General features: G+C 46.3%; 13 protein-coding genes and 1 pseudogene. 7 read left to right on the plus strand and 7 right to left on the minus strand.

Features of this window, described 5'->3' with window-relative positions; all coding sequences use genetic code 11:
• Positions 1 to 2 precede the first annotated feature (2 nt).
• From ABEW32_RS15365 to ABEW32_RS15375, 3 genes are all read left to right on the plus strand, one after another.
• A complete protein-coding gene (locus ABEW32_RS15365; RefSeq protein ID WP_430188929.1) occupies positions 3 to 881 on the plus strand; it encodes a carbohydrate ABC transporter permease in 879 nt (292 codons plus the stop codon).
• A 28-nt stretch (positions 882 to 909) separates the two neighbouring features.
• Positions 910 to 2997 carry a beta-galactosidase gene (locus ABEW32_RS15370; protein ID WP_430188932.1) on the plus strand — a complete coding sequence of 696 codons (2088 nt, stop codon included), beginning with the start codon at positions 910 to 912 and terminating at the stop codon, positions 2995 to 2997.
• 96 nt (positions 2998 to 3093) lie between these two features.
• Entirely contained in the window at positions 3094 to 4146 is a 1053-nt protein-coding gene (locus tag ABEW32_RS15375) for a glycoside hydrolase family 53 protein (RefSeq protein WP_430188935.1), read from the plus strand.
• 94 nt (positions 4147 to 4240) lie between these two features.
• On the opposite strand, the gene ABEW32_RS15380 is transcribed toward ABEW32_RS15375, so the two are convergent.
• The 4 genes from ABEW32_RS15380 to ABEW32_RS15395 all read right to left on the minus strand — a co-directional run bounded on the left by ABEW32_RS15380 (position 4241) and on the right by ABEW32_RS15395 (position 10758).
• Complete coding sequence (locus ABEW32_RS15380) at positions 4241 to 6004, minus strand: methyl-accepting chemotaxis protein (protein WP_430188937.1); 1764 nt, start codon at positions 6002 to 6004, stop codon at positions 4241 to 4243.
• A gap of 362 nt (positions 6005 to 6366) precedes the next feature.
• A complete protein-coding gene (locus tag ABEW32_RS15385) occupies positions 6367 to 7320 on the minus strand; it encodes an AEC family transporter (RefSeq protein WP_430188940.1) in 954 nt (317 codons plus the stop codon).
• Positions 7321 to 7420: 100 nt separating this feature from the next.
• Entirely contained in the window at positions 7421 to 9139 is a 1719-nt protein-coding gene (locus tag ABEW32_RS15390) for an NAD-dependent malic enzyme (RefSeq protein WP_430188942.1), read from the minus strand.
• Between the two features lie 377 nt (positions 9140 to 9516).
• On the minus strand, positions 9517 to 10758 hold the full coding sequence (locus tag ABEW32_RS15395) for a nitrate/nitrite transporter (RefSeq protein WP_430188944.1): 1242 nt from the start codon (positions 10756 to 10758) through the stop codon (positions 9517 to 9519).
• Between the two features lie 433 nt (positions 10759 to 11191).
• On the opposite strand from ABEW32_RS15395, the gene nirB (ABEW32_RS15400) reads away from it, so the two are divergent.
• Both nirB (ABEW32_RS15400) and nasC read left to right on the plus strand, forming a co-directional pair.
• A complete protein-coding gene (gene nirB, locus ABEW32_RS15400) occupies positions 11192 to 13366 on the plus strand; it encodes a nitrite reductase large subunit NirB (protein WP_430188946.1) in 2175 nt (724 codons plus the stop codon).
• A gap of 89 nt (positions 13367 to 13455) precedes the next feature.
• Positions 13456 to 15636, plus strand: coding sequence for an assimilatory nitrate reductase catalytic subunit NasC (gene nasC / locus ABEW32_RS15405; protein WP_430188949.1), 2181 nt, complete (start codon positions 13456 to 13458; stop codon positions 15634 to 15636).
• A 23-nt stretch (positions 15637 to 15659) separates the two neighbouring features.
• Here nasC and ABEW32_RS15410 read toward each other — a convergent pair whose 3' ends face one another.
• Together ABEW32_RS15410 and ABEW32_RS15415 are read right to left on the minus strand one after the other, a co-directional pair.
• Complete coding sequence (locus tag ABEW32_RS15410) at positions 15660 to 16733, minus strand: anthranilate phosphoribosyltransferase (RefSeq protein ID WP_430188952.1); 1074 nt, start codon at positions 16731 to 16733, stop codon at positions 15660 to 15662.
• A gap of 19 nt (positions 16734 to 16752) precedes the next feature.
• A complete protein-coding gene (locus tag ABEW32_RS15415; RefSeq protein ID WP_430188955.1) occupies positions 16753 to 17355 on the minus strand; it encodes an ANTAR domain-containing response regulator in 603 nt (200 codons plus the stop codon).
• Positions 17356 to 17799: 444 nt separating this feature from the next.
• Between ABEW32_RS15415 and nirB (ABEW32_RS15420) the strand changes: the two genes are divergently transcribed.
• Positions 17800 to 20232 carry a nitrite reductase large subunit NirB gene (nirB, locus tag ABEW32_RS15420; RefSeq protein ID WP_430188958.1) on the plus strand — a complete coding sequence of 811 codons (2433 nt, stop codon included), beginning with the start codon at positions 17800 to 17802 and terminating at the stop codon, positions 20230 to 20232.
• 12 nt (positions 20233 to 20244) lie between these two features.
• Positions 20245 to 20574, plus strand: coding sequence for a nitrite reductase small subunit NirD (gene nirD / locus ABEW32_RS15425; protein WP_430188961.1), 330 nt, complete (start codon positions 20245 to 20247; stop codon positions 20572 to 20574).
• 422 nt (positions 20575 to 20996) lie between these two features.
• Here the strand turns inward: nirD and ABEW32_RS15430 are convergent.
• Positions 20997 to 21257 (minus strand): annotated as a pseudogene (locus tag ABEW32_RS15430) (tyrosine-type recombinase/integrase); the annotation flags it as partial.
• Positions 21258 to 21272 lie beyond the last annotated feature (15 nt).

Here is a 21272-nt window from a genome sequence, read left to right on the forward strand (position 1 = left end):
TCATGTATCATAAAACAACGACATACCGCATTTTTAATGTGTTCAATATTTGCTTGCTTGTGATTTTGTCTATCATGTGTATCGTTCCGCTGATTCATGTGTTGGCGGTGTCGTTTAGTGCTAAATCGGCAGCAGATGCTAATCTGGTTGGTCTGTGGCCAGTGCAGTTTTCATTAGAAGCCTATAAGAAAACGATGAATAACCCGATTTTTCTGCACTCCATCTGGATTTCTGTCTGTCGGACTGTATTGGGAACTGGCTTGACGCTGCTGATCACCTTTCTAGCTGCTTATCCGCTTTCAAAGGAAACCACAGTGTTCCGCAGTCGAAACGTGTATTCATGGCTATTCGTATTTAGTATGATTTTTAATGGTGGACTAGTTCCATTTTATATGGTGATTCAGAAGATACATCTTATGGACAGCTTCTGGGTACTTGTTTTGCCGGGAGCAGTCAATACATTTTTAGTCATTCTTATGCTGAACTTTTTTAGAGGTATTCCCAAAGAGATGGAAGAGGCCGCATTGATCGATGGAGCAGGACATTTTCGGACATTGTTTAGTATTTTCTTACCGATATCCATGCCTTCCATTGCGACGATCGCGCTGTTCAGTATGGTATTTCATTGGAACTCATGGTTCGATGGTTTGCTCTATTTGAGCAATGCAAAGGATTATCCGCTGGCGACGTTTCTGCAAACTGTAATTATACAGAAGGATATGAGTTCTATGAGCATGAGTCCCAAAGAGATGGAATTACTATCTCAGACGACGGTGAATGCAGCACAAATTTTCATTGGTGCAGCGCCTATTCTTATTGTATATCCATTTTTACAAAAGTATTTTGTTAAAGGTATGACGCTAGGTTCCGTCAAAGAGTAACAGAACTAATACAAGGAGATGATTTGCAATGACATATTCAAACATAACCAAGTACCCTCCCATTAGTGAGCGAGTTCCGCGTATGCTGCATGGAGCAGACTATAACCCGGAACAATGGCAGCAATATCCCGAGGTGTTAGCGGAGGATATCCGCTTAATGAAACTAGCCAAATGCAACGTGATGTCTGTCGGCATTTTCTCATGGGTATCCTTGGAGCCTGAGGAGGGTGTATTTACGTTTGAGTGGCTGGATCGTATTCTGGACTCGTTTGCTGAAAACGGAATTTATGCGTTCTTGGCTACTCCTAGCGGAGCAAGACCGGCCTGGATGTCACAAAAATATCCCGAGGTGCTGCGTGTAGGGGTTAACCGTGTCCGTAACTTGCACGGGTTTCGACATAACCACTGTTATACATCGCCGGTCTACCGGGAAAAAGTACGTATTATGAATACGAAGTTGGCTGAGCGTTACGCTAACCATCCTGCTGTTATTGGCTGGCACATTTCCAATGAATTTGGTGGAGACTGTCACTGTGATTATTGCCAGGAGGCATTTCGCGCTTGGGTGCAGGATAAATATGGTACGCTGGATCAGCTTAATCATTCATGGTGGACGACATTTTGGAGTCATACAGTTACAGATTGGAGCCAAGTCGAATCTCCAGCACCTCATGGTGAAACACAGGTTCATGCCATGAATTTGGACTGGAGACGGTTTGTAACCGAACAGACCGCAGATTTTATCAAGCATGAGATTGTGCCGCTTAAGGCTGCAAATCCGGACATTCCAGTTACAACCAATTTAATGGAATTTTTCGAAGGATTGAATTACTGGAAGTTTGCTGATCTGCTCGATGTTATATCCTGGGATAGTTATCCGACCTGGCATGACCGTGAAGGAGATGACAGCCGTCAGGCTGCAAGAGTAGCTATGATGCACGATATTATTCGCTCCATCAAAGGTGGTAAGCCTTGGATGCTTATGGAAAGTACGCCAAGTTTGACAAACTGGCAAGACGTTAGCAAGCTGAAGCGACCAGGTATGCATCTGCTATCATCTTTACAGGCTGTGGCGCACGGTTCAGACACTGTTCAATATTTTCAATGGCGGAAAAGCCGCGGTTCGAGTGAAAAGCTGCATGGTGCGGTCGTCGATCATGTTGGTCATGAGCATACTCGGGTATTCGGGGATGTGACAGATGTCGGTCATGCACTGGAGAAACTGGAGGAGGTGATTGGTACATCCGTACCGGCTGAGGCCGCAGTCATTTTTGACTGGGAGAACCGTTGGGGAATCAACGATTCACAGGGTCCGCGGAACAAAGGTGTGAAATATGAGGAGACAGCTGAAGCACATTATTTGGCTTTATGGGAGCAGGGAGTGCCAGTAGATGTCATTCATATGGATGCAGATTTCTCCAAATATAAACTTTTGGTCGCTCCAATGTTGTATATGGTTCGCAGCGGTGTAGGAGAGCGCATACAGAAGTTTGTTGAAAACGGGGGCACATTCGTAGCAACCTATTGGTCCGGCATTGTGGATGAACATGATTTGTGCTTCCTTGGAGGCTTTCCAGGACCGCTTCGTAAAACGCTGGGCATCTGGTCGGAAGAGATTGACGGGTTGCATGATCATGATCGTAACTACATTATACCGATTGAAGGCAATGAGCTGGATCTACGGGAGGAGTATGAAGCTGTAGAATTGTGCGATCTCATTCATACGGAGGGTGCAGAGGTACTGGCTGAGTATGGGGCAGACTTCTATGAAGGTCGCCCGGCCTTGACGGTGAACCGCTTGGGACAGGGAAAAGCTTATTACATTGCATCACGCAACACCGGGCAATTCCATAGTCACTTTTACAGAAGCTTGATTGATGATGCAGGGCTCAGTAAAGCACTCGATGTGCAATTACCACATGGGGTGAATACAGCGATTCGTACCGATGGAATTCATGATTATATTTTTATAATGAATTTTACGCATGAGTCGCAAGAGATTACACTGGATGGACGAACTTATAGGGATATGCTTGAAAATCATGGGGTAGCTGACAGCAGCATTCAATTGAGTGCCTATGCTGTTAAGGTTCTAAAGACTAAGCGCAATAACTAGAACACGTTATACATGATCGAAGCTGTTTCCAGAATCAGGGAGCGGACGGATTGGCCAGAGGCAATGTGAGTATACAATTAGGATAGGGGATGACTTATGAAAACAGGTAAACGTACTATGGTATTTGCGATGTTGATCTTGTTATCCAGCTTTTTGTACCCATTGGGCTCTGTCGGGGTGGGTGCGGCTTCGGCCGCCCCTGCTTTCGCCAAAGGAGCAGATATAAGCTGGGTTGCAGGGATGGAAGCCCAAGGTATGACCTGGAAGGATAAAAAAGGGGTTCGCCGCGATGTGCTACAAATTTTACGGGACGATTATCAAATCAATTCCGTTCGGATTCGTGTGTGGGTGAATCCTAACATGAAGGATTATGCAAGCGGATACATGAATGCCGAGAAGGCGGCAGAACTTGCGCAGCGTGCCCAAAAGTTAGGCATGAGTGTTATGCTGACCTTGCATTATAGTGATTCTTGGGCTGATCCGGGACAGCAGAATAAGCCTTATGCATGGCGCAATTTTACATTTACACAACTTATGGATGCAGTCTGGTCCCATACTGTCTATGTTATGAACACGATGAAAAGCAAGGGTGTGACACCGGATTGGGTGCAAATCGGTAATGAGACAAACAATGGTATGCTATGGGATGACGGTAAAGCCTCAGTGAATATGAAAAATTATGCGTGGCTCGTCAATACAGGAAATAACGCTGTTAAATCCGTAAGCAGCAGCACCAAGACGATCGTACATTTAGCTAACGGGGATAACAGCTCCGTTCTAAACTGGAACATTGGTGGACTGATTGAAAACGGAGCTCAGTTTGACCTTATTGGATTGTCTCTATACCCGTCCTCTTCTGATTGGCAGGGCAAGGTAGATCAGACGATGACCAATGCCAATAGCCTCATTGCAAAGTACGGTAAAGGCATTGTCATCAGTGAAATTGGGATGGAATATAATGAGCCTGCTGCTTCCAAGGCATTTATTTCGGCCATCAAAACAAAGGTTCGGAGTATTGGAGGCGGCAAAGGCGTGGGCTTATTTTATTGGGAGCCAGCTGCAACCCCAGGTTATAATCAAGGTTATAACAAAGGTGCTTGGCAGGCTGACGGTAAGCCAACCTCAGCGTTGGAAGGCTTTTTAAACTAAACAAAGTACTTAAGAGTATATCAAAGAACCTCTAATGCGCATTCTATGCAGATTAGAGGTTCTTTATTGTTATGGGGATGGGATAGTTATACTTTTAGACTTCCCGGTTTACTTTAAAGAAGGAGATGAGCTCTTCCAGCTCACCGGACATCGATGTAAGCTTGTCCGAAGCTTGGACAATTGAAGCCATAGACTCAGTTTGCTCTCCAATAGTTCGCTCAATTTGTTTGCTACTGTTGACTGTTTTGCTAACGGTGGAAGACAACTCGTCAGAGGTAGCTGACATTTCCTGCGTGCTGGCCGAGATTTGCTCAGTTGCACTGGATACCTCCTGGATTTGCGACGACACTTTATTGGACGCTTCTAAAATTTCAGAGAACATTTCGCCTGTCTGCTTTGTAACTTCCAGTCCGACGTGAACTTCTTTTGTACCAAGGCTGATGCCTTTTACAGTTTGTTCAATCTCTTTTTGAATTTCATCAATAAGCTCTGCAATTTGTTTGGCAGACTCTTGAGACTGCTCAGCCAAATTACGCACTTCTCCTGCTACTACTGCAAAACCCTTGCCTTCTTCACCGACTCTGGCAGCTTCAATTGAAGCGTTGAGGGCCAGCAGATTCGTTTGGCTGGCAATGCCGGTAATGATGCTTACAATATTACTGATTTCATTAGAACGGTTCTGTAGTGCATTAACGGAATCAACTGTACTTTCCATGGTAGTGGAGATGGAGTCCATTTGAGTGGATAGCTTTTGGGCTACCTGATTGCCCTCAACGGAGCGTTTTTCCATGGAATAAGCTTGATCAGCTACAGAAGAGGAGCTTTCAGCAATGTTCTGGATCACTGTAGACATTTCATTCATAGCCCTGGAGCTTTCAAGTGCTGCATGATCCTGAGCTTCAAGCCCCTGGGTGATTTCCTGAATATTGCTGTTAATAATGTTTGTATTCGTACTATTTTTCTCGCTGATGCTTAACAATTCCTGAGCTGATCCTGTTACTTCTTGCGTCGTATCCTGTACTTTTACCATTGTATCGTTAAGGCGTTTGATCATGGAATTAAATTTTTGATTGATAATACCAAGATCATCTTGACCAGTCTTGATTTTTACATTCAGATTACCCTCGCTGACTTCTTCAATCCCCCTCATCAAGGAACGAATTGGAGAGAGCGTGCGTTTTACCAGCAAGTATTGAATTGTCAAGAAGATAGCCAGAAACAGAATGAGCAGCGAAACACCATATAGAAGCAACTTATGAAGACCCGTAGGTACAGAGCTCGCATCTACGTCAAAGTAAATTGCACTTGTGACTTTACCGCTTGCATCTGTGATCGGATAAACAATAGTAGTCCATGTGCCATATTCGTCCGTATAAAAGCTGCTCAATGCTGATTCATTGGATTGAAGCATTTTATTTACGGCTTCTGCATTTTCGTCAGGTAGAGTGTACATATCCCCAATATTCATCTTCGAGTTTTGGAAAGCTTGAACCAAATTAGTGGGAACGCCAATAATGGAGGTTTGATTTCCTTCTTTTAGTTCTGTCCCAAATATGTAGGCTTGGGCAACATTAGGATAAAATGTGTGAATAGAATCTAGAAATTTGCGTAATTCCTGTTGAACAGAACCGTTATAATCTTTTTCGCTTAATGCTTGTTGTACTTTTGTTTTGTCAACATCTTCTGCCCATTTTTTGGTCAGTACTTTTACCTGATCTTGCAGTTGCGTGGTGAGAATGTTCTTTTGAAGTATATAGCTAGATGTGATAAGAATAGCACCTATTAATACGATGTTAAGAAAAGCTATTAATAGATTTTTACCAAAAAAGGACATAGTGCTCCACTTCAAGTTTTTCACAAGTTTCTTCTCCTTTAAATTTTAGTTTAATGCTACAGTACAGCTATCCCTTATATATTTCGTCAATTACCTTTATAAATGTTAGCTATTTATTACAATACTTACTGCTTGATACTAAAATGATGATAAGGATTGACCAATGGTATGGGAATTAACAAACATAAAAAGCGGCAACCCACATTTATACATGTAGGTCACCGCTGGTTGGCGAGACAGGATGTAGCACTAATCTTCAATCCAAATACAACTAAATCACTTTATTGTTTCGACAATATTTAAAAAATAAGATAAATGAGGGCGAACGGATGCCCTTCATCTTTATATATACCCGTCTTTCGCTGAGTGTTAAAAGCTTCCTGTCATTATACAAGTAGTGAAATGAGCAGAGGGATCGTAATAAGCGATAATACTGAGCTTATAACAAATGCAGATGCTGCTTCTGTTTCCAGTGATTCATACCGGGTCGCGATCATAGCGGCTACAGCCGATCCGGGAAATGCGACAAGCAGAACAGCTTTGGTTACATCCTCATGGGTCAGTCCGATTAGAAGAGCAATACCCAGCATAACCATAGGCATCAAGATGGCTTTCAGTACAGCGATACTAAGTGCTTTTGGACTGAACGTAATCTTTTTAATCCCGATCGTTACCCCGATGGCAAAAAGAGCGGTACCAGCAGTGATATTGCCGATTTGATCAAACATGGATTGCAACAGTTTCGGTGCCTGGAATCCGCATAAAGTCAGTACAACACCAATCAAGGGTACGCAGGCCAGCGGCTCGCTGAGTCCATGCAGAACAGATTTTATAGTGAATTTAAATAAGTTGCCTTTAGTGTCGTCGGATTGTTTACGCTGACCGACCGTTCCCAAAATACTTGCAAGCGGATCGAGAATCGCATTAACCACAATGCCGGTAATCGCAATAGGAATGGCGACAACTGCACTTCCGAACAAGCTTCCCAAAACTGGAATCCCCATGAATGCAAAAGAGGGCTGGGTTGAATTCAATGCAAACATGGAGGATTCCGTCAGACCTTTTTTGGCGATTAAGCGATATACGACGAGCAATACGATATAAAAACCGATTATGCCAAGCATCAAAGCAACAAGAAAGGGCCACTTTTGGATTAACGTTTCTCTTGGTGTCGTCGTAATACCAATAAACAAGTGTGCAGGTAAAGCAAATTTGGTTACCAATGTATTTAATCCCTTAGAAGAAGCTGGGTTAAAGGCCTTGAATAAACCTGCGAAATAACCAATTAAAATGACAAAGAAAATAGGAATTAAGATAATAAAGATATGACCTGTAGCCATGATGTCGCCTCCAATTAAAGATGTCCGCCAAAAATGGCGGACATCAGTTAAATAATCACTATGTTAACAGTAAGTGTGATCGTGATGTTGTTCGCTATTTTTAAACCAGAACGGCTTCCTGTCCATACTGTTTGATGGGCTTGTATTTGCATTCCCACATTGCATCCCGAACCGCTTGTACGATATCTTCTGGCAGATGACGCGCCACTCCATCTTGAACTGCTGCCTTGGCGACTGCCACTGCTACAGCTTCAGATACCTCACGTAGTTCGTTGATTTTCGGCAGCAGGGAAGCACCAGGCTGTGACAAATCAACCATTTGCGCTACTGCATGGGCAGCTGCTGCAAACATGCTATCTGTTATAATTTTGGATTTTACTACGATTGCTCCAAGACCAAGCCCTGGGAATACGAAGGCATTGTTAGATTGCCCAATTTCAAACTTAATATTGTTGTAGATTACTGGCTCAAAAGGACTTCCTGTTGCGATAAGGGCTTTTCCTTCCGTCCAGTGGATCAGATCTTGAGGAGTCGCCTCCGCCAGTGGAGTGGGATTGGACATAGGCATAATAATCGGGCGTTCAGTATGCTTAGCCATCTCTTTAACAATTTCCTCGCTAAATGCTCCTGCTACTCCGGATGTTCCGATCATAATCGTCGGTTTCACACGGCGAATGACTTCAAGCAGAGGGATTTTGCCATCTTCAGCATGCTCCCAGTCACGACACTCGGCAGCATCACGTACATAAGGGACTTGGAATGGCAAAAGTCCTTCCGTTTCATTGGTAAGCAGGCCACGGTAATCATAAGCCCAGAAGTTACGTCTTGCTTCAGTTTCTGACAATCCTTCCAGCATCATAGCCGCACTAATTTGGTCTGCATTACCGATGCCGGCAGCTCCAGGACCAAATACTAGAACACGGTGCTTGCTCAGAGGGATTCCGGACAATTGGACACCAGACATCACGCCAGCGAGCGTAACCGCACCAGTACCTTGAATATCATCATTAAACGTTAAAATATTATTTCCGTACTTATTAATAATATTCCGCGCATTGACGTTACCCAGATCTTCCCAGTGCAGCAGTGCGTTCGGGAAAGAAGAAAGTGCAGCTTTCACGTAAGTGTCAATAAATTGATCATATTGTTCTCCACGTACACGTTTGTGGCGATTTCCCATGTATAATGGATCTTCTAACAGCTTTTCGTTGTTTGTACCTGCATCAAGCACTACTGCTAGCACCCGGCTAGGATCAATACCAGCAGCGGCTGTATAGACAGCAAGCTTACCAATAGAGATGTTAATACCGCCAACTCCCCAGTCCCCAATACCCAAAATACTTTCGGAATCTGTGGCTACGATCAGGTCGATATCATCAGGGCCCAAGTTCAAATTTTTAAAAGCTTCTTGGATGCCAGCAAGATTATCAATAGATAGATACATACCGCCTGGTTTATGATATTCATGACTGTATTCCTGAATAGCCTGACCGACTGTAGGAGTATAAACAATCGGAAGCATCTCGCTTAGGTGCTCGGAAAGCAAACGATAATAAAGGACAGTATTCCGATTAAAAAGATCATTTAATGCAACGTTTTTACGTAAATTATCCGGTTGACTTTGAAATTGCTCGTATACCCGTTGAACCTGTTCCTCAATAGTTAATATGGTAGGAGGAAGGAGACCATCAAGTCCGAGCTGTTGACGTTCTTCCAGCGAAAAAGCCACTCCTTTGTTCAGCAGTGGGTTAGCAAGAAGATCCTTTCCGGTTAATTTGGTTTCAATAGTTCCGTTTTCCGTAACATGAAAAGCACGCATTTCCAATTCCTTCTTTCTAAAAAAATACATTTGGTTAATCCTTGAACAATTCGTGAACAAGTATACGCCTTATTTTAAACCAAGTGAACAAGTATGTTGTGTGAAAAATGGTTATATAAGTGTTTACATAAGAAAAAATATGAAAATGAAAGCGATTTTCAATGATTTTCACCTGAAAAATTCATTAAATTTTCATAATGTTTTCGGTAAATATTCATTAGATGTGACTTTTTTTATAGATTTCATAATGCATTAAATATGTTTAGTGTAATAGCTTAACTTCATTTCTATAAATGAAGTTAAGCTATTATTATTGAGTATAAGCGATAAGTGAGGCTTAAAATCCAAACGTTTGGTGACTGTCTATATAGTAGACATCAGATCTTAATTTCTCCCATTCGGTTGATGGCTTCATCAGCAATTGGAGCAGAGCGCCGCATCCAGCTGTTACGCCATTTTAACTGCATGATGATGACGAGGATAAAGGCACAGAATGTGATTAGACTTAGACAGAGGAAACCGGGCATGTAAGAACCTGTTAATTTGTACAGATGGCCCAGAATTAGAGGAAGAAAGTACCCGCCTATGCCGCCAGCAGCACCGACGATGCCAGTCATGAGCCCGATTTCGTTGCCAAATCGCTGCGGCACGAGCTGGAATACGGAGCCGTTGCCAGCACCAAGGCACATCATACCTACAAACAGCAGGACTACGACCATGGCAAGTGGTGGTAAAAATGCAATGCTGGCGAGCATAGCCCCGGCTCCGGCATACAAGTACATTAACATACGCGAACCACCAATCCGGTCGGACAAAAAGCCGCCTACAGGACGAAAGAAGCTACCGGCAATGACACAAACGGTCGCAAAATCAGCCGCGTGTACGGCGGAGAGCCCGTATTGGGTATTGAAGAAAATGGTCAAATAATTGGATAGACCAACGAACCCGCCGAACGTCACGCAATAAAAGGCACAGAACACCCAGGCATCCTTTTGTTTGAGCACTGAAGCATATTGTGACAGACTTTTTGGTGCCGGGCGATGAGGGCTGTTGCGGGCAAACATACTGAACAGAACAAAGACGATGGAAATCGGGATAATGGCTAATCCAAAAACGACTTCCCAGCTGCCAAAATGTTGGGCAATGCGGTTGGCGAACAAGGTTGCGAGGACGGTTCCGCTGTTACCAGCACCAGCAATTCCCATGGCTAGACCTTGATGCTCTTTGGGGTACCATTGGCCAGCCAATGGTAGTGCAGCTGCAAATGAGGCTCCAGCCACGCCCAGAAGCAGAGCGACAGCGTACAACTGCTCCAGCGAATCAACCCACAGCCAGCCAAGCAGGAGAGGAATGATCGTGACAAGCATACCGATCTGTCCCGTGAGCTTTGGACCGATATAATCTGACATGAATCCAAGCACGAGCCGTAGCAGGGAACCACTAAGTATCGGGAGAGCGACCAGGTTGGCTTTTTGTACAGGGTCCATTGGATAATCATGTGCAATGACAACGACCAACGGTCCGATCATACCCCATATCATAAAGCTAATATCAAAATACAGAAAGGAGCCAAATAGGGTAGGCTTGTGTCCGCTGTGCCAGAAACTTTTTTTCTTCATTCTTGATCTCTCCTCTTCTTATTGTGGTTTGTAGAGCTCAGACTTCACACCTCAGACTCTGTTAAACATAAAAAAGCCGCAAATCGTCCCGTCATAGATATCCAGGAACGTTTTGCGGCTTCATTGCCGTGTTTGACACACCTCATTGTGTATCGCTTGGTATGAACACTTTGTAGTGATTTTAATTCAAATTATAAAAAGACATTCTAATTGTGTCAATATACATAACATTAAAATTATAATGAATTAGAAAATTAGATTAAAATACAGAATGTATGTATTGAATGTTGACATAATACTCACAATTCAGTAATCTTAAGTGCATATCGGCACAACGATGTGTCGGCATTTGCGGCAACGATGCCCTTTTCCATTGAATGGAGAAGGGCTTTTTCTGTCTTATTTTAGTTCGGAGAATGGGGCTGGATTCATTATGATACAAAGACTGGTCGTCATCGGTAATGGTATGGCAGGCATCAAATGTGTGGAGGAGATTCTCAGTCTGGAGCCTGAACGATTCCAAATCACAATATTCGGTGCAGAACCGAGGCCCGGGTACAACCGTGTTCTCTTGTCCAAAATGCTTCAGGAGGAGAGCTCATTTGAACATATCGTCACTCACAGCTGGGACTGGTATGAAGAAAATGGGGTGAAGTTGCAAGCTGGTGAACGCGTGTGTCGTATTGATGTGGCAACCGGTATGGTGGAAACGGAATCCGGCATTCGTGAGCCCTATGACATTCTTATACTGGCAACTGGCTCATTACCCTTCATACCTCCCATTTCTGGAGCCCGAAAAGAGGGAGTAATCGCTTTTCGTGATGTGGATGACTGTGAAACCATGGCGAGGTATGCCAAAACGTACGGCAAGGCTACCGTTATCGGAGGAGGGCTATTAGGGCTTGAGGCTGCTCAAGGCTTGCTGAATCTAGGGATGGAAACGGATGTTGTTCATAATGCGCAGTATCTGATGAATCGTCAGCTTGACCGTACTGCGGCTGTACTTTTACAACGGAGGTTGGAGCAACAGGGCATGCGTTTTCATTTGGCGAAGAATACAGTCAACATTATAGGCCGTAACCGAGCACAAGGTTTGATGTTTGCGGACGGGAACAGATTGGAAACAGATTTGGTTGTGCTGGCGGTTGGTATTCGGCCCAATATCGGATTGGCTCAGGACATTGGTCTGACAGTGAACCGTGCTATTGCCGTGGACGATTATATGCGCACGAGTATTCCCGGTATTTATGCAGTCGGCGAATGTGCTGAGCACCGCGGGATTTCATACGGGCTGGTGGCTCCGCTATATGAGCAGGCCAAAGTGCTGGCAAAGGTGATTTGTGGTCGTGAAACGGCTCCCTATAAAGGGACGGTCCCGTATGCACAGCTCAAGGTGGCGGGGATTCATGTGTTTTCTGCTGGCGACATTCGTGAAGAGGGAAACGACATCGCGATCATGGAGTATAACGGTATGCAGCAAATTTACAAAAAAGTGATGATGCGCGCCGGCGCTATCACTGGAGCTATTTTGTTCGGTGATACGGCAGAAAGCACCTCGCTGCTTGGTATGGTACAGCGCGGCGCGCCAGTTACTGAACTTGTACCTCAGGATCACAGCAAAAGCAGAGCAGAGGATGCAGCGGAAGCACTGCCTGAAGGAGAGATGGTATGTGCGTGCAACGGTGTGAGCAAGGGGGATATTTTGCGAGCGATCGCCACAGATAAGCTGAAAACGGTCGACGAGGTGAAGAGCCGAACCAAAGCATCCAGCTCCTGTGGAGGCTGCCGACCTCTAGTGGCCGCACTCGTCAAAAATGGGTTGTCCCAAGTGACAGCCTCCAAGCCTGTGGTTACTTCGACTGCCCAGGAAGTTGTTCCTGTGTGTAGTTGTACGCATTACGATCATGATTCGTTAAAGATAGCGATGGTGGATGAAGTCTGTCGAACTTTGGAGGAGGTGGTGTCCCGTCTTGGTTGGACCAGACAGCGGGGGTGTAAATTATGTCGTCCGGCTGTACTTTATTATTTGGAATCTCTAGGGTTACAGGGCAGATCAGCGCCAAAACAACTGAGCGCAGGCGATGCGATTCAGTCCACCGCGCTATACGAAGGGGTAGCGGGTTCTGTTGGCCTGAGTTTTACAAATTTGAATGCTGAACGTCATGATTTTGTTGATCCAGCCCCACTGGATCAGGCATTTGGTGGAGTGATCTGGCTAAGAGAGCAGCTGGCGGCGGTATGGGGAAGCCTTTCATTACCGTCACGGGTTACGGTTGCTGTTAGCCCGGGGGCGGAGTATCCCGGTGGCGTGCTTGTCCATGACATTGGAATCTCTCGATCACCAGCAGGCTGGGAAATTTATGTCGGTGGACATGCGGAGCATCCGGTTCGCCAGGGTTTACTGCTTGGATTAGAGGAGAATCCGGTAGAAGTGGTGTTAATGGCTGTAACCTGCTTGCAAATATACAGGCATAGTGCTCGGTATGGGGAGAAGATATGGGAATGGATTGAGCGGACTGGCATTCTAGCGCTGCGGGAAAGTGTACTGGATGCTGCTTTGCGAAAAGAGCTGACGAGTAGCCTGCGATCCACAATGCTGACAGGTTAACGGAGTGGGTAGGGATTGTAGCGAAAGATTCGTATGCGAAGAAAATGACATTGAACATTGCGCCGTAGGGAGAGGGGAAGGTGGCTTTTATGTGTCAGTCAGGAGATAGCAAGCTGAAAGCCGGTCAATACGTTGCCCCTATAGTGGAGACGCAGTGTCCATTTTGCAGCGTGCAATGTAAGATGACCGTTAGTTCGGAAACGGAGGCACTCGCAGGTATCGTTCGAACGGTGTATAAAGCGAAAGGAAAACCCAATGCAGCCTCGCAAGGAAGGTTGTGCATCAAGGGTATGAATGCGCATCAGCATGCAACTCATGCAGAAAGGCTGACACAGCCTCTCATACGCAAAGAGGGCAGGCTTGTGCCCGTCCAATGGGGAGAAGCACTGAATGCTGTAGCTAGCAGTTTCTCTTTGCTGTTGTCCACGCAGGGGCCTGACGGAATCGGCATTTACGGCGGAGGATCGCTATCGAACGAAACGGCATATTTACTTGGGAAATTTGCCAGAGTGGCGATAGGTACGCGCTATATTGACTATAACGGGCGCTTTTGCATGTCGGCAGCAGCATCTGCTGGCAGCAAAGTGTTTGGCATGGATCGCGGACTGACCTGCAGGCTGGCTGATATTCCGTTAGCTCGTTGCATAGTGCTTGCAGGCACGAATATCGCTGAATGTCAGCCGACGTTGATGCCTTATTTTCATCAGGCGAAGGAAAATGGCGCATTTGTCATCGTAATTGACCCACGCGCGACACCTACAGCGTCAATCGCTGATTTGCATTTGCAAATCAGACCGGGTACAGATGCTGTGCTGGCCAATGCCATGCTAAAGGTCATTGTGGATGAGGGCTTGGTAAATGAAGACTTTATCCACCAGCGGACCAATGGTTTTGATCAGCTGTTAACTTATTTGAATGAGGTGGACCTGAACGAATCGGCCGCGCTGTGCGGAATTGAAGCACAAATGATCCGGCAAGCAGCACGTGCCTTTGGCAGTGTGGAGACAGGCATCGTTTTTACGGCCAGGGGTGTCGAGCAGCAGATCGATGGACATATGGCGGTACGAGCATTTCTTAATCTCGTGCTAGCCACCGGAAAGATTGGAAGAGAAGGGTGTGGGTATGGGGCCATCACAGGTCAAGGAAACGGGCAAGGGGGGCGAGAGCATGGCCAAAAGGCTGATCAGCTTCCTGGCTACAGATCGATTGAGAATGAAGAAGACCGAGCTTATGTTGCGTCCGTATGGGGCGTTGAACCAAGCAGTTTGCCGGGAAAAGGAGTATCGGCCTATGAAATGATGGAGCTGGCTCATCGGAGAGAAATTCAAGCTCTGTTCGTGATGGGCTCTAATCCTGTTGTATCTAATCCGAATGCCCGGTTGGTCGAGGATGCGCTGAAAGAGCTGAATTTGCTGGTTGTGGCGGATATGTTTCTCACTGAAACAGCGCGGATGGCCGACGTTGTTTTGCCTGTGACGTCCTATTTGGAGAATACGGGGACAATGACTAATCTGGAAGGCCGCGTTTTGCTGCGGGAAGCGGTGCGCCTAGCACCGGGCGAAGCTAGAGATGATTGGAGCATTTTATGCCAGATAGCTGCAAGACTGAATAAGGGTAGCTACTTCGTGTATAAGGATGCAGAGGCTATCTTTGAAGAACTGCGCCTCGCTAGTCGGGGTGGTCTTGCTGATTATTACGGGATCACTTACGACAGGCTGCGTCGTGAGGAAGGGTTATATTGGCCATGCCCATCTACGGATAAAGCTGGTACGGATATGATATTTCGGGAAAGCTTTGCTCTTTCCGACCGCAGGGCTGTTTTTACAGTGGTTGAAAGCTGTGGAGCAGGAGAGGGAATATCCGAGGAATACCCGCTTACTTTGACGAATGGCCGCGTGCTGGCTCACTATTTGACTGGTGCGCAAACACGCAGAAGTCCTTCGCTGGCTGCGCGTGAGATTGAGAATTATGTAGAAATTCATCCGCGTACAGCGCGGCGCTGGTATATCAGGGACGGGGAGTGGGTAGAAATAACATCCCAGCGCGGGAGCTTTACTGTTCGTAGCCGCATCAAGCCACATATTCGCGAAGACACTCTTTTCGTACCGATGCATTGGGGCGGGGCTCAAAATGTAAATCGGGCGACCCGCCCCGATCTTGATCCGTTCTGCCGGATGCCTGGCTTCAAAACGGCTGCTGTACGCATTCGTCCCCTTCGCCTAGCTGTATCTGTAACGAGTGAACTTGACGGGGAAGGGCCTCAAATCTAGGGTGCGACTGTATGAAGCTGATTTTATGAATGCGAACGGGTTTCGGATGTACCGACTCCCGTGTTTATTTCTTTACTCAGCATAGCTTTACGCCAGCGGCAATACAAATTCCAGGCGTTCCTGTTTTCTAGCAGTGGTTTACAGGTGTACAGACCTTCCTCAATGGAATCGACTCGCCCTGCAACGAACAGTCGGACCGCTCCGTTGAGCAACACTTGGTTCAAGAAGGCTATAGGAGCTGTGCCTTGCAGCACTTGCTCTGATATACGCAGCTGTTCAGCGGGGGTCCAATTATGTTCCGGTACCACCGAATCCAGCCCGTACATTTCGGGATCTATAACCTGGAGCGACACCTCGCCGTCAGCAAACAGGTACGTTCGGGTCGGTCGATCGATGAACAGATCCTCCGATCCTTCGCTCCCCTGAACGATCAAAGCCCTGCGGTAATTCAGATTTTGCATGACTTTCGCCGTCTTGTCGAACACGGTGTTGTGGAAAACACCAAATACAATGTACGGGGAAGCGCCGTAATCGATCAGTTTCTCGGTTGTATTCAGTACTGTACGAAGGCCCAACTCTTCGCGAATAGGCCGCAGATCCCGCAGGGGCGTGCACCATTGCTCGGAAACGACGAAAAGCACGCCTGTTTGCCTTGCAGCATGAATCGCAGTCTCGTAGGTTATATTCGCAGACGCTGCCCCCATCTCTTGCAACAATAAGGGGAGTGTAACTCCCCATTTAGGAGGGAGAGGTGTGCTGCCGTGCATCGTTACAGGTATTCCGTATGAGGCAAGTAGAAAGGCGGTGGCGAAGGTGGCAATAAATGATGACTTCCTACCGTCGTACGGACCGGCGAAATCAATACCTTCCTGCATGGGAAAGCGATGAGAATATTTACGACAGACGTTAACGAATGCTTCCAGCTCGGCAACACTCTCCATTTTGATGCGTTCCGCAGTAAAGAAAGCTCCGATTTGAGCAGGGGTTGCTGAGCGGGTCATAATTAGTTCAGCAGCGGCTTCGGCTTCGGCATAATTCAGATCACGGGCGCCTCTTTTGCCGCGCCCAACTTCTTTTAATAGTTCAATCATATTCATGTTCAGGCCCCTTTCAGATTTATGCTTTTAGCATTTGGTGTGCTTTCACAATGGAGATGGCCACATCAACGATTCGTTTGCGCTCATTCATCGCTTTTTTACGCAGCAGATCATAAGCCGCCGCTTCCTGAATGCCGTTTACTTCGCCAAGGATCCCCTTCGCCATATCAATCCATTTGCGTTCTTCCAGCCGAGCGGTCAGTTGTTTGCGTTCACTTTGCCAGTGCTGGCGTTCAAAAAAGCGTTTGGCGCTAAAATGAAGAGCCCAATTCAGCTCATGAGCTGCCATGGTAGGGATTAAAATGCCGTCGACAGTAATGTCTGCTTCGCAAGCCTCCGTCGATGTCTGCGCTGATATCGCGCTACACCACCATAGCAACGGAATTGCTTTGGTTTGCTCCAATCTACTAGTCCACAGCCTGATTGTGCCGACCGGTATGTTCAGTACCGCCGCATCAGCATCATCGATGAGCTGTTTGATTTCAGATTCATTGCGGCAGGGCAAAGGCAGATATCCGTTGGACTCTAAAAGGTGCTCAGGTCCAGTCTGACATGAGGGAATGGCGTCTGTCTGCTTGGATGCAGGATTAGCATGTGAGTGAATTACCAACAAGGAACGCAAGCGGGCTCCTCCTCTCTTTAACATGAAGGATAATTAGCAATGGGGATTATAATGCTTGATAAGAAATGTGACATACAACTTTGTGTGATTGTTGTTCTTTTCCATCATCATGAGGTAGAAACAGACTTTTAAACCATTTTGGCGTGTTTTGAACTGAAAATCAATCTTAATTTTGTAGCGGAGTGATGTTTTATACGTCATAAATATGTAACTTAGTGATAAAATATAATTTTTACGAATTAATACGTAAGGAATATTGACATGTAATTTGAATCGTTATATATTGGCTACAGTACTTTTAAATTCATACTCGGATGGATACAACGGCGTATTCGATGAACCGGCAATGAAGCCTGTTTTTACATGTGAGGGATGTTTTGCATTCCTGTATGTAGAGCAGGCTTTTTATGTTTTAAGGATCAATATGGGAGAGGGAGTGACCTAATGAACTACATTCAAAAATTAGTGCTGGTCGGCAACGGCATGGCGGGGATACGCACTCTCGAACATCTGCTAAAGATTGCGCCAGGTGCTTATGAGATTACGGTATTCGGGGCCGAGCCCCATCCAAACTATAATCGGATCATGCTGTCCTCTGTTTTGGCCGGAGGAGCTGGTCTGCAGGATATTATCATCAACGATTGGAGTTGGTATGAAGACAATAATATCCGATTATATACTGATGATCCTGTCACAGCGATCGATACGAAGAAGCAGCAGGTGACCTCACGTTCAGGTGTATGTGTCTCTTATGATTTATTATTGTTGGCAACAGGTTCCAAAGCCTTCATCTTGCCGCTTCCAGGAGCTGACAAGGATGGTGTGATCGGGTTCCGGGATATTCGTGACTGCAAGACGATGATGGAGACGGCGAAGACACACAAAAAAGCAGCTGTGATCGGCGGCGGATTGCTTGGGCTTGAGGCAGCCAGGGGGCTGCTCAATTTGGGGATGGATGTTACCGTGATTCATATTAACGACTATATTATGGATCGGCAGCTGGATGAGACTGCTTCCCTTATGTTACGGCGCGAGCTGGAGGAACAGGGAATGACTTTTCTGGTCAATAAGCGGACGGCGGCTATCACCGGGCGTCGCCGCGTAGAAGGATTGAAATTTGCTGACGGCAGTGAGCTGGAGGCGGATTTGATCGTTATGGCAGTAGGTATCAAACCAGATATTGAACTAGCGATGTCGGCTGGGATTCCCGTAAACCGTGGCATCATCGTAAATGATCACATGGAAACGAATATTCCCGGCATATATGCCGTTGGAGAATGTGCAGAACACCGGGGAATCACATACGGACTGGTTGCCCCATTATATGAGCAGGGTGGTGTACTGGCCCAGCGACTTGCGGGAATAGAGACTCCCGGCTATAGTGGTTCCGTTACCTCGACAAGATTGAAGGTATCGGGCGTCGATGTGTTTTCAGCAGGGAATTACAAGGATGAGCCGGGAACACGATCTCTGCGATATCAGGATGATATTAGTGGTGTCTACAAAAAAATCGTCATCAAGGAAGAAAAATTGATAGGAGCTGTCCTGTTTGGCAATACGTCAGACGGAGCCATGTTGTTTTCTCTGATCAAAAGTGGCGAGTCGGTGATTGGTCGAGAGAAAGAACTGTTGCTGGGATACAGCCCTGGTCAACCGGAAGGTAGCGGCGCCATGACGCTGGAACAGATGCCTGAAGACGAAATTGTATGCGGCTGTAACGGTGTTACCAAGCATGACATCAGAGAGGCGATTGCGGCTGGATGTGGGAGTCTCGGGGAGATTAAGGCCTGTACGAAAGCATCGGCATCATGCGGCGGCTGCAAGCCAGTAGTGGAAGGGCTCTTACAACTGTATGCAGGCGCAGAAACCAGGGAAGGGATTAAAGAGGGGATATGTGGTTGTACGACACTTGATCGGGAAGCCATTATTGATGGGATCCGCGACATGGGGTTGAAGAGCGTCAAAGAAGTGATGAACGTGCTAGACTGGAACGAACCTGAAGGATGTACCAAATGCCGCCCGGCCCTCAATTATTATCTGGGTATGTTGTGGCCACAGGATTATGAGGATGAAAAGGAATCCAGATTCACGAATGAAAGGTACCATGCCAATATCCAGAAAGACGGTACCTACTCTGTGGTGCCCCGCATTTATGGAGGCGTTACTTCACCTGCCGACCTGAAGAAGATTGCTGCTGTCGCGGAAAAATACAACGTGCCTCTGGTTAAATTTACAGGTGGCCAACGTCTTGATCTGCTTGGTGTAAGAAAGGAAGATTTACCGGGAATCTGGTCTGAGTTGGATATGCCGTCAGGATATGCATATGGAAAGACGCTGCGAACGGTCAAGACGTGTGTTGGCAACACTTTTTGCCGCTTCGGCACTCAGGATGCTATGGGCATGGGTATCCGGTTGGAAAAGGCATTCGAACGTCTGAATGCGCCATCCAAAGTCAAATTGGCTGTGTCGGGTTGTCCGCGTAACTGTGCAGAAGCGACGATCAAGGATTTGGGTGTTGTCGCTATCGATGGTGGCTGGGGGATCTACATTGGTGGTAACGGTGGTATTAAGGTGCGGACGGCAGAATTGCTTTGTACCGTTAAAACTGAGGACGAAGTGATGGAATGGACTGGCGCCTATCTGCAGTATTACCGTGAGCAGGCGAATTGGAACGAACGCACAGCTCATTGGGTGGATCGGGTAGGCGTGGACTCGATCAAACAGGTACTAGCAGATGCGGAGACGAGGCGGCAACTGGTAACCAGAATTGAGGAGACGCTAAGCACAACGACTGATCCGTGGCACGAAATCATTCATAACGAAGAGCTGCGCAAAAATTTTGTGCAGCTGCCAGAGCTTAATGCAGCAATGGAATAGGGGGCGGACCAAATGGAGAGCAATACGACAACCAGTAGAATCAGGATAGCAGACCTGAACGAAATTGACCGACGTGGAGCAAGGACCGTTCGCATTCATAACACAGAGATAGCCATATTCCGTCTAAGTGACGGCAGTGTGCGTGCGCTTGAGAATCGTTGTCCACACAAAGGGGGACGGCTATCCGAAGGGATGATATGCGGATCGGTGGTCCATTGTCCGCTTCATGATTGGAGAGTCGACCTGCCCACCGGCCAGGTGCGAGAGCCGGATACAGGATGTGTGACCACTTACCCGACGGAGATTGACAGTGAGAGTGGAGCTGTTTATATCGTAATCTAGGGGGCATTGGGTTTATTGTGCTTGGGGTGCTGGGCTTAGTTGTTCTTCTATATAATAGAAGAGATACGTATTGCCTATTGATTTTGCTGTAATTCAATCTGACTGAAAAAAAGAGATATTGCTGCTTAAGTGTAGTGTATATAAAAAGTCAACCTTATTTCAGGTTGGCTTTTTTGTCGCTTAAATCTTGAACAAAAAACCAGTTTCTCTTCTCAGCACCATTCGCTCTATCTTTAGACAAAAAAAACCTTGAAAATCAAGGCCTCTGACGAATAGGACGGATGGGGATCGAACCCATGACCCTTACCCTTACCCTGTCAAGATACAGGCGCGAGTTTCCGATAGACTCCGATAACCTCCAATCCCTTACGGAACAAGGGTTTTGTGAAATTTTATTTTTCCCGTTGCTTCCTGTAAAAACCTCAATTTACCCCTTTTTCGGCACCAATTTCGGCACCAGTTTTATAGAACATATCTCCAAATAAATCAGCTGTTTCTTGCTGCATGCTTGGCATGATGTGAGCGTACCGATCAATCAATTTTACACTGGCCCAACCAAGGCGATCAGCAATGCGTTTATTGTTTTCTCGCGCTTTCAACAACACGACAACGTGGGTATGGCGCAGATCATGCAGTCTGATTTTTAGTACCTTTGCTTTATCTACGAGCCGTGTAAAACTACGATTTAGATTACGGGG

Source organism: Paenibacillus jamilae, assembly GCF_050482105.1.
Classification (GTDB): domain Bacteria; phylum Bacillota; class Bacilli; order Paenibacillales; family Paenibacillaceae; genus Paenibacillus; species Paenibacillus jamilae_B.

Coding starts and splice junctions, on each gene's coding strand:
- ABEW32_RS15365 (WP_430188929.1), top strand. CDS start 3: ATGTATCATAAAACAACGACATACCGCATTTTTAATGTGTTCAATATT.
- ABEW32_RS15370 (WP_430188932.1), top strand. CDS start 910: ATGACATATTCAAACATAACCAAGTACCCTCCCATTAGTGAGCGAGTT.
- ABEW32_RS15375 (WP_430188935.1), top strand. CDS start 3,094: ATGAAAACAGGTAAACGTACTATGGTATTTGCGATGTTGATCTTGTTA.
- ABEW32_RS15385 (WP_430188940.1), bottom strand. CDS start 7,320: ATGGCTACAGGTCATATCTTTATTATCTTAATTCCTATTTTCTTTGTC.
- ABEW32_RS15390 (WP_430188942.1), bottom strand. CDS start 9,139: ATGCGTGCTTTTCATGTTACGGAAAACGGAACTATTGAAACCAAATTA.
- ABEW32_RS15395 (WP_430188944.1), bottom strand. CDS start 10,758: ATGAAGAAAAAAAGTTTCTGGCACAGCGGACACAAGCCTACCCTATTT.
- nirB (WP_430188946.1), top strand. CDS start 11,192: ATGATACAAAGACTGGTCGTCATCGGTAATGGTATGGCAGGCATCAAA.
- nasC (WP_430188949.1), top strand. CDS start 13,456: ATGTGTCAGTCAGGAGATAGCAAGCTGAAAGCCGGTCAATACGTTGCC.
- ABEW32_RS15410 (WP_430188952.1), bottom strand. CDS start 16,733: ATGAATATGATTGAACTATTAAAAGAAGTTGGGCGCGGCAAAAGAGGC.
- nirB (WP_430188958.1), top strand. CDS start 17,800: ATGAACTACATTCAAAAATTAGTGCTGGTCGGCAACGGCATGGCGGGG.
- nirD (WP_430188961.1), top strand. CDS start 20,245: ATGGAGAGCAATACGACAACCAGTAGAATCAGGATAGCAGACCTGAAC.